Below are 13133 nucleotides of genomic sequence, written 5' to 3'. Positions count from 1 at the left end.
CGGCACCAGCTCGGCACTCGACGAAAGGAGTACGGGATGAAAGCAGCAGTAGTGTCCACACATGCCAGCCCGCTGGCGGATACCACCGCCCCATACACGGACGCTCGAAGTATCTACGTCGCACAGCTATCCGCCGCGGTGGCACGGCAAGGCCACGAGGTCACGGTATACACGCGGCGAAGCGACCCGGACAGCCCGGATCGCATCGCGACTGCACACGGGTACACCGTGGTGCACGTGGATGCCGGCCCCCCCGAGCCGGTGTCTGAAGCCCAAATCCCGGATTATCTCGGCGAATTCGGCCATTCTCTGGCTCTCGGGTGGGCCGAATCCGCACCAGATGTGGCGCATGCGCACTTCTGGACATCTGGTGTCGCAACGGAATTGGCGACCCTTGGCAGCGGGGTCCCGACGGTGCAGACCTTCCATGAGCTTTGTGCTGTCAAAGAGAGACAGCTTGGTCGACGGGAGGCCGACAGTGACGCACGCGCGAAGCTCGAGAGACTGGTCGCCCGGCATGCATCGTGGGTTGTCGCGACGTGCACCGAAGAGGTACAGGAACTGGCCCGGTTCGGGGTTCCGCGCTCGCGCCTGTCGGTCGTGCCGTGCGGCGTCGACGCAGACGAGTTCTGCGCTCACGGCACGTGCGTCGAGCACGGCGAGCGCCCACGTATTGTCGCGGCGGCTACATCGTTGGCCGACAGGGGATTTGACACAATAATCCTGGCTCTCCGGCATATTCCGCAGGCCGAGCTGATCATTGTTGGTGGCCCTGACCCCGGACACCTGAGCGACAGTGCCGAAGTGCGACGGCTCGCAGAGCTCGCCTCCGAGCTGGGTGTCGCCGACCGGGTGGTGTTCACCGGGGCAATCGCGCATAGCAGCATGCCGCACATGCTCCGCTCAGCCGACGTCGTGATCTCCGCACCGTGGTACGAGGGCTTCGGAACCGTTCCCCTGGAGGCAATGGCCTGCGGGATTCCCGTGATCGCGTCGGCGGTAGGCGGCACGCTGGACACCGTCGTCGACGACGTGACCGGCCGGCTGGTGCCGCCGCGCAACCCCCGCGCCATCGCTGCGGCCGCCTCACCGATCCTGGACGATACGTTCCTCCGGCGCAGCCTGGGACTCGCCGGACGGGATCGCGTCTGCGCGCGATACACCTGGGACCGGATCGCCGAGGAGATGCTGCGTATCTACCACAAGGCGACCGGAACTCGCGGCGAGCACGACCGCAACCGCACGCCGGGGGTGGATTCGGCCATCTCACGGAGAGGGTCGTGACGTGTCCGCCGACAACCGACGCCAGTGCGGCAGCTTCACCGCTGCGGCTGCGCAGCCGACAGTCCACGGACCGGCGCCAAGCCCAACGGACGAGGCGGTGCTCGATGGTCCGCCGCAACGCGTCGGCCGATTCGAATACCACTACGGAACCGACACCTGGATATGGTCAGACGCCGTGGCTCGAATGCACGGTTATCGGCCCAGCGAGGTCACTCCCACCACCGAGTTGGTGCTCAGCCACAAACATCCCGACGACCTCGCGCGGGTGCGTGCGCTACTCACACCGACATCGGCGCCGTTCAGCAGCCGCCACCGCATCCGCACCGCCACCGGAGAAATCCGCAGGGTCGTCGTGGTCGGCGACGCCGTAACCGACCACCACGGCAGAATCACGGCCACTCGGGGCTTCTACATCGACGTCACCGAGGGTTTCGCCGACGATCTGGAGCTTTCGCTCAACGAGAAGCTCGATGAGATCGTCGCGCACCGCGAGACCATCGACCTCGCCAAAGGGATGCTCATGGCGATCTACCGCATCACACCCGACGCTGCTTTCGACGTGTTGAAGTGGCGATCTCAAGAACTGAACGTGAAGTTGTTCACTGTCGCCGAACGGCTCGTCGCCGAATTGCCAGGCCTCATCGGCCTTCCCGCGGCCACCAGCACGACGGTGCACCGCTACCTGATGACAATGACCTTCGATGACTGACGGGCACCTGCCGAATTGAGGCGAACCGCAGGTGTCACTGAGCGTAATTACCCGCGCCCAGAGCGAAAGTCGTCTGGCATCCTATGTCCGTCAACGTGAATCGATTGCGCTGCAACGTCATCACTATGCATCGGCACCGCACGCCGTCGCCTTTTCCAGTCCCGAAAATAATTCCCGTGACAGCTTTTGCTCAGCGCGACTGTGGGTATAGGTTACGTAGCCCGATGCGACACGGAGCGACCCGAGCGTCAGGGCTACGGACGAGGACTGCGTGTCACCGCCGTTTCGTTTGTGGGGGGCATCGAGCTACCACGGTCCAGCCACACGGCATACCGCAGCACACGGAGAGGAATTTTTCGGTGAAGAGCACAACACGACTAGCCACGATGATCGGTGGTTTGTCTGCCGCGACGGCGTTTCCGCTGGCGATGGGAATGATCCAGGCCTCGCCTGCCACCCCGATTGCCGATCCCTGCCCGACCAACGAAACCAGCCAGATCTACTTCGACGGCTGCTTGCCGTCGATTGATCCGCCACAGGCTGAAGTGAACCAGCGCGGCCCCAATCAGTTGCCCGAGATCCGCGGAGTACCGTGTGACGGCTCCGACACCGGGACGTGCATCGGTCTGAGCGAGCTTCCCGGTGGGGCGGCACCACAACCAGCGCAGCCCGACACCGAGGTTCGATCCTCCCCGTGACGGCGTGGCAGGGCGCCGGTGGGATATCGATCGCTGCCACGCGTTCAGGGCGACGTGTGTGCACTCCTCGTCAGCACCAACGCTGCTTCGTTGTAGGGGAATAGCCGATAGAACGGCCGGAATGCGGGTGTGACGAGGTTCGCCGCGTCAGCCTTGCTGCAGATCCGCGGATTGTCCAGAGGGATCGCTGTGGTCCGCTTCTCCAGCGCCGTCACCCCGCCGGCCAAAACGTTTTTCAGCCAGTGCGATTCGAGCCCGTAGCCGATGAGGATGACGAAGCCGTCTCGGGTCGGGAAAACCAACAGAGGTGTCCGGTATCGCTTACCGGACTTGCGTCCGACGTGCTGGAGCGTTCCCAACCCTGGAAGCCACGGGGTGATCGATTGAGCCGCGCGGTTGGTGACGTGGCGATTGAAGCGTGCGATCTCGCGCGGCACTCGCATGAAAGCCCCTCCCTCACCCGAGTGTTAGGCGATCATCGGGTCGATCGCGGACCGAGGCACCAGAACGTGCAGGGCGCCGGCTGAGGCGGGCAACAACGCGCCTTGGTCAAAGAAGAAGATCACCCCGTCGTTGACCACTGCGAAGTTCTGATAGTTGGCCGGGTTGTAAAGCGCCCCCGGCACGAACGCCAGCGGCGGCGGCGGTGGCGGCGGCGGCGGTGGCGGCGGCGTGGTGGAAGTAGTGCTGGACGGTGTCGTCGTCACCGGCTGCCCGGGTTGCGTGGGTGGCGCAGCCGGCGGCGGCGGTGGCGGTGCCAGCTGCTGCTGCAGTTCGGACGCGACGATGGGCGCGACGGTCTTCAGCGGATCGTCCACCCGCCACAGCGGTGTGTTCTGCTTGTCGTCGGGTGCGGCCGTGTAGGTAATCGCCTTGCGGTAGCTCTGGTCCCAGTTGAACGCCTTGTAGGTCGTCGTGGAGGGCCCGCCGCCGACGTTCTGGGTGACGGTGAACACCACGGCCTGCGTGCCGCGCGGGGGAATCGCCGAGTTGTACTCCGTCGCCTTGATGCTCAACGTGGCGGGCGTGCCGCTGGGCGCGCCGGACTTGGCCGTGCTGAGGAACGCGTCACGCGTCTGGGAGATGTAGTCGGCGACCGATTTCTGGTCCGGGTAGTCCAGCGGGATGCTGATGTCGACGCTGTACGCCGGGTCGGAGAGCTGGATCTCGCAGGTGCTGCCGGTATTGCCGCCTTTGAGGTCGGCGCAGTAATCCTTGGGGGCGGCTGCCGCCAGTCCGGACGAAAAGGACATGGCGGCAACTGTGGCAATCACAGCCGCGCTGAAAGAACGCATGGCTTCAACCTCCAGGCAAACGCGGCACGTGCCGCGACCAACGATCATCGTCACCACGCCAGAAAAGCGCCCCCGACGGCATCGGCGCTAGATAGCCTAGTCGAGGCTTGGATGCGGGTGACGCGAAGGTGCGTCGCAGCACCGCAACAAGGGTACTCGTGAGGCCATCATGACTGACTCGTCCTTCACAAGTACGGACGGCATCGACCCTTGTGTGCGGGTCTACGGGACTCGGGTGCACAACCTGCGGGGTGTCGACGTCGCGGCACCGCGTGACGCGCTGGTGGCGTTCACGGGCATCTCCGGGTCCGGGAAGTCGTCACTGGCCTTCGGCACCATCTATGCCGAAGCCCAGCGCCGCTACTTCGAGTCGGTCGCGCCCTACGCGCGCCGCCTGCTGTTGCCCACCGGCGCACCCAAAGTCGACGACATCACCGGGCTACCCCCTGCAGTCGCATTGCAGCAGCGCCGGGGTTCGGCGACGTCGCGGTCGACGGTCGGCACCGTCACCACCTTGTCCAATCTGCTCCGAATGTTGTTCTCCCGCGCCGGAACCTACCCGCCCGGCGCGACGGAACGATTGGACTCCGATGCGTTCTCCCCGAACACAGCCGTAGGAGCATGCCCGGAGTGTCACGGGCTGGGACGAATCCACCGGGTCACCGAAGAGACGCTGGTACCCGACCCGTCACTGAGCATCCGCGACGGCGCAGTCGCGGCATGGCCAGGCGCATGGCAGGGACAGAACCTGCGCGACATCCTCGTCACGCTGGGATATGACATAGACAAGCCCTGGAACAAACTGCCTAAGCGACAACGTAAGTGGATCCTGTTCACCGACGAGCAGCCAACGGTGGAAATCGATCCGACTCGGCACCCCGTGCAGGCTGACTACTACTACAACGGCACCTTCTCCAGCGCCGAACGTCACGTACGCCACACGCTGGCCAACTCGCAGAGCGCGATGATGCGCCGCCGGGTTCTCCAGTTCGTCGACAGCGTCGAATGCCCATTGTGCGATGGTTCCGGTCTTCGGCCGGAGGCGCTGCAGGTGACGTTCGCCGGACGCACCATCGCCGATTACGTGGCCATGCCGCTGACCGACCTCGCGGACACGTTGCGCCCGGCAGCATCTCGGACCGACGCGGCCGCTGCATATGAGTCGACAGACTCCGGTGAACTGACCGAAGTGGCGACCATGATCGCCGCCGACCTCGTCGCACGCCTGCAGGTGCTGATAGATCTCGGCCTCGGCTATCTGACGCTCGGTCGCCGCACGCCGACGGTGTCACCGGGTGAACTGCAGCGGCTGCGGCTGGCCACCCAATTGCGTGCCGGCTTGTTCGGTGTGCTGTATGTGCTTGACGAACCGTCAGCCGGACTGCACCCCGCCGATGTCGAACCGCTCCTCGACGTGCTGGATCGGCTACGGCGCGCGGGCAATTCGCTCTTCGTCGTCGAGCACGACATGGACGTGGTGAGCCGTGCCGACTGGATCGTCGACGTGGGGCCCGGAGCCGGGGAGTGTGGCGGGGACGTGCTCTACAGCGGCCCGGTCCCGGGTCTCGCCCAGGTCGAGGAGTCGGTCACTCGCCAGTACCTCTTCGGAGGGCGCTCCCGGCCGTCTCGCCCGCTGCGAACGCCGTCCGGGTGGCTCCGGCTGCGCGGGATCCGATTCCACAATCTGAAAGACGTCGACGTCGAGGTGCCACTCGGGGTGTACACCGCCGTCACCGGAGTGTCCGGGTCGGGAAAATCGACGCTCGTCGTCAAAGTTCTCGGCGATGTCGTGAGCAGCCATCTCGGCACGGCCCACGCCGCCGAGCCGGCCGAACCGGCTGACGACGAAACTGACAGTGGGATAATCGATCTCGATCACGACGCAAGCCTCGGCGTGGCCGCAGAGGGCGTCGAAGAGATCAGCCGGCTGGTATCGGTCGACCAGCGCCCGATCGGACGGACGCCGCGCTCGACGCTGGCGACCTATACCGGCTTGTTCGACGCAGTCCGCCGCGAGTTCGCCGCGACACCGAAAGCCCGTCGCCGCGGCTGGACGGCAGGCAGGTTCTCGTTCAACGTGGCCGAAGGTCGCTGCTCGACCTGTCAGGGGGAGGGGTTCGTATCGGTCGAACTGTTGTTCCTGCCAGGAACTTACGCAACCTGCCCGGCGTGCAAGGGTGCGCGCTATTCCGATGAGACGCTCGACGTACGCTATCGCGACCGTACGATCGCCGACGTGCTCGCGATGACCGTCGACGAGGCGTCGGAGTTCCTGGTCGACGTCGCCGGCGCGGCGCGGAGCCTGACCACGCTGCGCGAGGTCGGCCTGGGATACCTCCGCCTCGGACAGCCCGCGACCGAGCTGTCCGGCGGTGAGGCCCAGCGGATCAAACTCGCATCCGAGCTGCAGCGCCCCCGCCGAGGGCACACGCTGTATGTCCTCGACGAGCCGACCACCGGGCTACACCCCGCCGACGTGGATCTGCTTGACCGCCAATTACATCGCCTGGTCGACGCGGGCAATACCGTGGTGGTGGCGGAACACGACATGCGAATGGTCGCGGGTGCGGACTGGGTGATCGACCTGGGTCCCGGAGCCGGCAGCGACGGCGGTCGGGTTGTTGCGGCCGGGCTGCCCCAGGACGTGGCGCGTGCGACAGACAGCCGCACAGCGCCGTTTCTGGCGAAGCGATTGGCGGTGTCAGCTACCCGATGACGACGGTTCGCGTGCCCGAGATGGCGGATTCATCCCTGCGGGGAGTGCGAGCGACACGATGCGCGGATAGAGGATCGCCGGACCGAGCCATCGAGTGATGAAGCGGCGCAGTTCGATTCCCTCGCGTGGCTGCTGCCCGGGATCGATGAGGATGGATTGGACGGTGCGCAGCATCATTTCGGCGAGTTCACCCAAGGCGGCACTGTCGTAACCGTGCAGAGCCCAATCCACGTCGAGGCGCCGAAAGACCGATAGACAGAACGTGACCGCGGTCTGCGACGTCAGCGAGGTGATGGCCTGCCCCTCGTGGCGCTGCGTCAGCAGATTCTCCAGCTGGGGATCGCCCGCAAGGTTCTCGATTCCGAACGCCAGGCTTTCGACGATGGCACTCACCGGATCTTTGAGTCCGCTGACGTGGCGGACAACCTGGTCGATGAAGCCGTCGACCGCACGCATCGCGCTGGCCATCAGTAGCGCATCGGCGTTGGGGAAGTACCGGTACACCGTCTGGCGAGTAACGCCGAGGGCGCGGGCGACGTCGGCGAGGCGTAGCGCGGACCCGTTGGCGAGAACCACCTGATCCACCGCGTCCAGTATTCGGCCGATCGCTTCCTCGTCGGAGGCAGGTGTGGAGCCCGCCCAGCCGCGGCTACGCACCGGCTGTCACCAACATGTCGGCATCGAAGGCGATGGGAAGTGTTGTCGGCCCTGTCATTCCGAGTATGGATTTCCATGGGGCGGGACCGGTGCGATGAGGGGCAGACAGGCGGCGAGTGAGCACGACGAGTGCTTCTGCGAGTTCCCGGCGCGCGAGGTTGGCGCCGAGGCAGTAGTGCGCACCGCCGCCGAAGGTCAGGATTGCGGGTACGTCCTTGCGGGCGATGTCGAAGCGGTCGGCATCGTCATAGATCGCGGGATCTCGGTTGGCGGCAAAGGTGTTCGCGAAAACGAAGGTCCCGGCGGGGAACAGGTAACCGCCGAACTCGGCATCCTCGAGGGCCGCACGCGGCACGATGCAGGCCGCGGGTGAGTGTCGCATGCTCTCCTCGACCGCCTGCATCGCAAGCTCGGGATGCTCCCGCAGTCTCGTCCACTGGTCGGGATGCTCGCAGAGCACCTGCACCGATGCCGCCAGCTGGTTTCGCGTCGTATCCGTTCCCGCCATCAAAAAACCGGCCACCAGCCCGCGGAGTTCGTCCAGATTCAAACGGTCGCCGTCGCTTTCCGCGCGGATGAGCTCCGACAGCAAGTCGTCGGTCAGATTGTCCCGGCGGGCGGCGACCATGTCGTCGACGTAGGCGTCCAGTTCGCCCCATGCGCGCATGATCTCGGACTCGTCGAAGTTGGCGTCCGGCTGAAAGTTGAACGCCTTGAAGATCTGCTCGGTCCAGTCCGAGAACAGCTGCCAGTCCTCCGAAGGCGCACCGATCAGCGCGCACATGATCGGAGTGGGGTAGGGGCGCGCGATGTCGGTCACGACGTCGCAACTCCCGGCATCCACCACCCGGTCGATCAGTCCGTTGACCACCTCGTGGATCGTCTCGGTGAGTCGCGATGTCGCGCGGGGGGTGAACGCCTTGGAAACCAGCTTGCGCAATCGAATGTGGGGTGGGCCGTCCAAGCCGAGAAGACTGCTCGCCAACTTGTCGAACAGCGGGCCCGACGTGATGCCCTGCGCCGCCAGGGTGATGCCGGGCGGTAGGCGGAATCGGTTGTCGCGCAGTATTTCCCGAGCCAGATCGTAGGACAGGATCTCCGGGCCCAGAGGACCGATCGCGATGGGCGCCTGCGATTGCGCAGTGCGAAGGTCAGCGAAGATGTCGTTTGGTGTGGCGTCGAGGTCGTAACTGAACGTGGGCAGACCGGCGTCGAAGACGTTGGGCGCGCTGGTAGCGGCGTTCATCGGTGTCTCTACTTCCCTGTCGGCTCCAGGTCGCGGGCACGCGGACATGTAAGGAGAAAGTGTATGACCATATCCAAGTAGCGTCAATGAAAGGCCCAAAAATCTGCACAATGTGCAGCGGTCCCCCCGGGCAGATCATACGTTTCAGGGTCTGATGTCCTGAGTGATCAAGAGGGCGGACTCGTGAGGAACCAACAGCGCTGCTTCACTGGGGCAGTCGATAGATCTGGTCGGCAGGCATGGAATCGACACCCAGTTCGCCTGCAGCTGCGTCGAGAGCGGTTTGCGCGGCCTTGATGTCGGTGCGCCCGTCTGCGGTGAAGTACGGCCCGATGAAGCGATCGTGGTAGCTCGCGACCTCGTCGCGGGTCAAACGATTCAGGAACGACGCCAGGTAGTCGATCGCGAGGTCAGGCTGTTCGGACAGAGTCTTCAGCGCTCGCTGATTGGCTCGGATGAGTGCCTGCAAGGCCGGGTCCTCGGCGGGGAACCGTGTGGCGTCAGCTGCTATCCCGACGGTGGGGATCTCGAAATGATCGCCCACCCACGCCAATACGTGCCAACCCTCTTCTCGGGCAATCTGCTCTGGGCCCAGGGTGCTGCCGACGTACGCGGCGTCGATCGAACCCTCGCGTAGCCGACGTAAGTCCATTTGATAGTCGCCGGGATGGCGTATTACACAACGAACGTCGTGATCGGGGTCGATCCCGTGCCGGCGAAGCACAATTCGGGCGAAGCAACCCGGAGCGGTGTGTGGAGCATGCACCGCGAGTCGGCGACCGCGGAGCTCGGCCATCGAAGTGACGGTGTCGCGCCCGATGAACCAGAACAGCGGGCGATTGGTGTTGACACTGTGAACGGTCCACGGAATGCCATCGGTCAGCCGCGCAAGCACGCCTCTGCCGAGTCCGATCGTCGCGCAGGAGCGCAGCCGATCTTCGTCCCACCCGGTTCCGTCGTGAACCGCGACGTGGACGCCCTCATCGCTGAAATAGCCCTCCTGGTCGGCAACATGGGCGACCAGCTCTTCGTGAACGCCTCGGCCTACGTAGGCCAAATCGATCGTCTCCATGGTCATTCAGTCCATCGCTAGGCCGCCGTTGACCGGCAGGTATTGACCGGTCGTGAACGCGGCGTCGTCGCTCGCCAGGAACGCCACAGTGGCAGCGACCTCGTCCGGCCGGACCAAGCGTCCCATCGGGTTCGTTTCACGCAGGCGCTCCAACTTCTCGGAAGCGAGCTGCGCCGTGATCGCCGTCTCGTCGACCGTGGCCGGTGCGACGAGGTTGGCGGTGATTCCATCTGGAGCCAGTTCGAGAGCGATGTAGCGAACGAACTGATCCAGCGCGGCCTTCGCGGTGCCCAACGCGATCATGCCCTCGCGGGGGCGTCGTGACAGCCCGGTGCTGAGAAAGACCAGGCGGCCGTATCTGCGCGAAATCATGCCTGGTGTAACCGCTTTCGTGATCAGGTACGCGGCGCGCAACTCGCGCTCCAACTTGCCGCCCAGCTGCTGCCAGGTGAGATCGGCGTACGAGGTGACGTCGAAGGGAATCATCGCGTTGTGTACAACGACGTCGACAGCGCCCCAGTGGCGTTCGGCCTGGTCGACCATGCCGGCAACGTCGTCGGCCTGGGTGACATCTGCTTTGATCGCCATCGCCTCACCGCCGGCCGCAGCGATGTCGGCGGTTACGCTCTGCGCCTCCGAGGCGCTGGATCGATAGTTGACGACCACTCGGTCACCCCGCTGAGCGAGGGTCCGCGCCGTGGCGGCGCCGATTCCTCTGCTCGCCCCGGTGACGATTGCAACTCGTGACATCAGCTCTTTCCATTCGTTGTCATGGTCGACGGCACTTCGAGGAAGCCCGGCTCGCCAGCGTCCACCACGGAGTTGAACCGGTGGCGAGTGCGGAGGTGCGTGCTGATCTCGTCGATCGCGCTCGCGGGGAGTGCGGCGACGTTGACGTTCTCAGCGATGCGTTCGGGCGTGACCGTCGACGTGAGAACCGCCGTGCCACGCTGCACGCCCCACGCCAGCAGGACCTGAGCGGGTGTGCTGTCGAACCGGCGGGCAGTCTGGACGACCAGAGGGTCGTCCAGCAGGCGCGGAGTCAGCGCGTGCCCCAGCGGTGCGAACGCCAACAGGACAATGTCGGAACTGCGGCAGTATTCGTACAGCTCCCACTGCGGGTGGTACGGATGCGACTCGACCTCGACAACCGCCGGTGCGATGCGCGCGAATTCGACGATCCGCCTGGTGTTCTCGACGTCGATGTCCGATAGGCCGATTGCCCGGGTGAGTCCGTTGTCGACGAGTGCTTCCATGGCACTCCAGGTCTCTTCCAGCGTGACGCCGTCGTCGTAGATGACGTCTCCGTTCGCGTCTCTGGGATCCTGCTCGTCGCCAGGCTTGAACGCGAACGGGGTGTGCATGAGGTAGAGGTCGACCTCGTCGAGACCGAGCCGGTCCAGGCTGGCGCGCAGCGCGGGCTCGACGCGCTCAGGGCGATGGTTGTTGTTCCAGAGCTTCGTTGTCACGAACAGGTCCTCGCGTTTGACAGTACCGTCCGCGAGCAGATCCTTGATAGCCCGACCGACCTCGTATTCGTTGCGGTACCGCTCGGCGCAATCGAGATGTCGAAATCCCGCTCTTACAGCAGATTTCGTGGCGGACCGTGTCTGACTCTGATCAGAGAGCAGTGTGCCGAAGCCGAGCGCCGGCATCGTGCCGCCGCTGTTGAGAGTGAAACTCTGATCACGGGGGTTATCGATCAGTGTCATGCTTTTCAGGCTTTCTCGAGGTGGGTCAAGGAACCGACGGACTCGGCGGCGTCCGGGGTGTGGGATCGGCGTAGTTGGTGCGTTCTGTCATGCGCGTGATCCTCCGGTGGGAATCTATGTAGTATACGCGACCGGTCGTCTATTAATCCGAACAGGCCGCGGCGGCTTGTTTATTTCCGTCGGGTCAGCGAAGTAGCGCAGGGACGACGGTGTCCTCGAAGCGGTTGTACGGTAAGCGGCTTCGAGTCACCTTGCCCCGCAGCGCCGCTCCCTCCCACCCCTCGATCAACAGTGCGGCAAGTTCGGCCGGATCGAGGTCCGAGCGGACCTCCGAGGCGGCCTGCCCGGCGCGAATACAACCGGCAAGGGCGCTGTCCCATCGGCCCAGAATGCGGTTGAGTTCGGTGCGCACCGCCTCGCTCGAGCCCCCAAGTTCCAGGGACATATTGCCTACCAGGCAGCCGAGCAGAAAGTCGCTGGCCTCGTGCTCGTCGGCGAGGGCGTGGAAGAAGCGCGTGATGCGCTCCTGCGCCGAACCATCTGACTCCAGGATGGGCAAGATGCGAAGTTCGATGTCGGCCCAGTAGTGCTCGAGGATCGCCACCGCGAACGCTTCCTTGCTTGCGAAGTAGGCGTAGAACGAGCCTTTCGGCACACCGGCCCAGTCGGTGATGTCTTTTACTCCGCTCGCGGCAAATCCGTGCGAGTGAACGAGGGCCATGCCGCAGGAGAGGAGTCGCCGCCGGACGTCAGGATTCGCTGGCCGCGGCATGTAACCGATAGTAGTCGACTGGTCACTTACTGGCTGTTTCTGACCACCAAGTGGTCGGCACGCCCGGCGAAGGACGAAAGTGCCTGTCGGACCGGATCAGTCGAGATCGGCGAGCGCCTTGCGCGCCCCAATCGTCCGTCGCCGAGCGATACGCGAGGGAGTGCTCAGCCGTGCGGAGCCTCAGAGATCTTGGTGTCTTCCTTGCCAAGCGTCTGGCAGTACACCGTCACCGAAGTCCTGGTGGCAGTGATCTCCAGGTTCGCCGGATCCTGCCCGCTCTTGTCTTTGAGCATCTTGCTGACTTCGTCGTTCTGCTTCTTCTCGTCTTGAGTGAGGAAGTCCTTGCACTTGGTGTCGCCGCCGGTGTTCACGACCTCTGAGGCCGAGCAGCCGCTCAGGACGGCTGCCGCCGCCGATGCCGCCAGGACGGGGTACACGATTCGCTTCACTGGGAACCTCTCTCGGTTGGGAACAGCACGCAGATAATTCACAGATTCGGCCGATTCGAAACCCGTAGGTGCGGCTTCACCTGCATGTCGCACTGATCTCGGTGACATCACGGCCGGTTGCGGCGTCAGTCCAGATCGGCAAGAGCCGCGCGAGCGGCCTCCAGCTCGGCCTCGAGTGCGGCAACCCGGGCGGCCTGCTCCGAGCGCGCTTCCTCGATGACTTCGTCGATCGGAGCGGCCAGATCCTGATGCAGTTCCCTGGCTGCCCGCGACACGGCGGCCGCCGCGATCGCGAGGTTGCGAGCCACGTAGGTGGTGCCCCGCTTGAGTTCGGCGCGCCATTCGCCGTCGGCCGTACTGGTGACCGTGAGGGTGAGTTCAAGCGTCTTGGTCTTCTTGCCGGCCTTCCTGGCCGGCGCCTTCACGGGCTCGGTCGACTCGGCGGGCCCAGGCGGAACCGGGTTGTCGGCCATCGTCGTCTCGATCGGGCGAAGCAACGCCTCGGGCATGTCAGCGCGGGTGG

General features: G+C 64.8%; 14 protein-coding genes. 4 read left to right on the top strand and 10 right to left on the bottom strand.

Going from position 1 to position 13133, the window contains the following annotated elements:
* The first annotated feature begins 36 nt into the window (after nucleotides 1-36).
* From AB4879_RS13350 to AB4879_RS13340, 3 genes are all read left to right on the top strand, one after another.
* On the top strand, nucleotides 37-1284 hold the full coding sequence (locus AB4879_RS13350; RefSeq protein WP_370507956.1) for a glycosyltransferase: 1248 nt from the start codon (nucleotides 37-39) through the stop codon (nucleotides 1282-1284).
* A 1-nt stretch (nucleotide 1285) separates the two neighbouring features.
* On the top strand, nucleotides 1286-1993 hold the full coding sequence (locus AB4879_RS13345; protein WP_370507955.1) for a PAS and ANTAR domain-containing protein: 708 nt from the start codon (nucleotides 1286-1288) through the stop codon (nucleotides 1991-1993).
* Between the two features lie 359 nt (nucleotides 1994-2352).
* Nucleotides 2353-2691 carry a hypothetical protein gene (locus AB4879_RS13340; protein WP_370507954.1) on the top strand — a complete coding sequence of 113 codons (339 nt, stop codon included), beginning with the start codon at nucleotides 2353-2355 and terminating at the stop codon, nucleotides 2689-2691.
* A gap of 44 nt (nucleotides 2692-2735) precedes the next feature.
* Here the strand turns inward: AB4879_RS13340 and AB4879_RS13335 are convergent, their stop codons facing one another.
* Complete coding sequence (locus tag AB4879_RS13335; RefSeq protein ID WP_370507953.1) at nucleotides 2736-3134, bottom strand: nitroreductase family deazaflavin-dependent oxidoreductase; 399 nt, start codon at nucleotides 3132-3134, stop codon at nucleotides 2736-2738.
* 24 nt (nucleotides 3135-3158) lie between these two features.
* A complete protein-coding gene (locus AB4879_RS13330) occupies nucleotides 3159-3986 on the bottom strand; it encodes an RsiV family protein (protein WP_370507952.1) in 828 nt (275 codons plus the stop codon).
* A gap of 169 nt (nucleotides 3987-4155) precedes the next feature.
* On the opposite strand from AB4879_RS13330, the gene AB4879_RS13325 reads away from it, so the two are divergent.
* On the top strand, nucleotides 4156-6702 hold the full coding sequence (locus AB4879_RS13325) for an ABC transporter (RefSeq protein WP_370507951.1): 2547 nt from the start codon (nucleotides 4156-4158) through the stop codon (nucleotides 6700-6702).
* On the opposite strand, the gene AB4879_RS13320 is transcribed toward AB4879_RS13325, so the two are convergent.
* From AB4879_RS13320 to AB4879_RS13285, 8 genes are all read right to left on the bottom strand, one after another.
* On the bottom strand, nucleotides 6688-7359 hold the full coding sequence (locus AB4879_RS13320) for a TetR/AcrR family transcriptional regulator (protein WP_370507950.1): 672 nt from the start codon (nucleotides 7357-7359) through the stop codon (nucleotides 6688-6690). The genes AB4879_RS13325 and AB4879_RS13320 overlap by 15 nt on opposite strands.
* Nucleotides 7352-8605: a cytochrome P450 gene (locus tag AB4879_RS13315; protein WP_102806680.1), complete on the bottom strand. Its 1254-nt coding sequence runs from the start codon at nucleotides 8603-8605 to the stop codon at nucleotides 7352-7354. Before AB4879_RS13315 ends, AB4879_RS13320 begins: the two co-directional genes overlap by 8 nt.
* Before the next feature lie 205 nt (nucleotides 8606-8810).
* A complete protein-coding gene (locus AB4879_RS13310; protein WP_370507949.1) occupies nucleotides 8811-9677 on the bottom strand; it encodes an ABC transporter substrate-binding protein in 867 nt (288 codons plus the stop codon).
* Nucleotides 9678-9683: 6 nt separating this feature from the next.
* On the bottom strand, nucleotides 9684-10427 hold the full coding sequence (locus AB4879_RS13305) for an SDR family NAD(P)-dependent oxidoreductase (protein ID WP_370507948.1): 744 nt from the start codon (nucleotides 10425-10427) through the stop codon (nucleotides 9684-9686).
* Nucleotides 10427-11389 (bottom strand): aldo/keto reductase, encoded by a 963-nt coding sequence (locus AB4879_RS13300; RefSeq protein ID WP_370507947.1) that lies wholly within the window; start codon nucleotides 11387-11389, stop codon nucleotides 10427-10429. The genes AB4879_RS13305 and AB4879_RS13300 overlap by 1 nt, the downstream gene beginning before the upstream one ends.
* 184 nt (nucleotides 11390-11573) lie before the next feature.
* The gene (locus AB4879_RS13295) at nucleotides 11574-12161 is read right to left on the bottom strand and encodes a TetR family transcriptional regulator C-terminal domain-containing protein (RefSeq protein WP_370507946.1); all 588 of its coding nucleotides are present in this window, start codon (nucleotides 12159-12161) and stop codon (nucleotides 11574-11576) included.
* 164 nt (nucleotides 12162-12325) lie between these two features.
* Entirely contained in the window at nucleotides 12326-12610 is a 285-nt protein-coding gene (locus AB4879_RS13290; protein WP_370507945.1) for a hypothetical protein, read from the bottom strand.
* Between the two features lie 125 nt (nucleotides 12611-12735).
* Nucleotides 12736-13119 (bottom strand): DUF6319 family protein, encoded by a 384-nt coding sequence (locus AB4879_RS13285; protein WP_370508312.1) that lies wholly within the window; start codon nucleotides 13117-13119, stop codon nucleotides 12736-12738.
* Nucleotides 13120-13133 lie beyond the last annotated feature (14 nt).

This window comes from Mycobacterium sp. SA01, assembly GCF_041287105.1.
Classification (GTDB): domain Bacteria; phylum Actinomycetota; class Actinomycetes; order Mycobacteriales; family Mycobacteriaceae; genus Mycobacterium.
This window is presented reverse-complemented; position numbering and strand designations above follow the sequence as displayed.

Excerpts from the sequence above, each read along its gene's own strand:
- AB4879_RS13350 (WP_370507956.1), top strand. The coding sequence starts at position 37 with ATGAAAGCAGCAGTAGTGTCCACACATGCCAGCCCGCTGGCGGATACC.
- AB4879_RS13295 (WP_370507946.1), bottom strand. The coding sequence starts at position 12,161 with ATGCCGCGGCCAGCGAATCCTGACGTCCGGCGGCGACTCCTCTCCTGC.
- AB4879_RS13285 (WP_370508312.1), bottom strand. The coding sequence starts at position 13,119 with ATGCCCGAGGCGTTGCTTCGCCCGATCGAGACGACGATGGCCGACAAC.
- AB4879_RS13330 (WP_370507952.1), bottom strand. The coding sequence starts at position 3,986 with ATGCGTTCTTTCAGCGCGGCTGTGATTGCCACAGTTGCCGCCATGTCC.
- AB4879_RS13335 (WP_370507953.1), bottom strand. The coding sequence starts at position 3,134 with ATGCGAGTGCCGCGCGAGATCGCACGCTTCAATCGCCACGTCACCAAC.
- AB4879_RS13305 (WP_370507948.1), bottom strand. The coding sequence starts at position 10,427 with ATGTCACGAGTTGCAATCGTCACCGGGGCGAGCAGAGGAATCGGCGCC.
- AB4879_RS13300 (WP_370507947.1), bottom strand. The coding sequence starts at position 11,389 with ATGACACTGATCGATAACCCCCGTGATCAGAGTTTCACTCTCAACAGC.
- AB4879_RS13310 (WP_370507949.1), bottom strand. The coding sequence starts at position 9,677 with ATGGAGACGATCGATTTGGCCTACGTAGGCCGAGGCGTTCACGAAGAG.
- AB4879_RS13325 (WP_370507951.1), top strand. The coding sequence starts at position 4,156 with ATGACTGACTCGTCCTTCACAAGTACGGACGGCATCGACCCTTGTGTG.
- AB4879_RS13315 (WP_102806680.1), bottom strand. The coding sequence starts at position 8,605 with ATGAACGCCGCTACCAGCGCGCCCAACGTCTTCGACGCCGGTCTGCCC.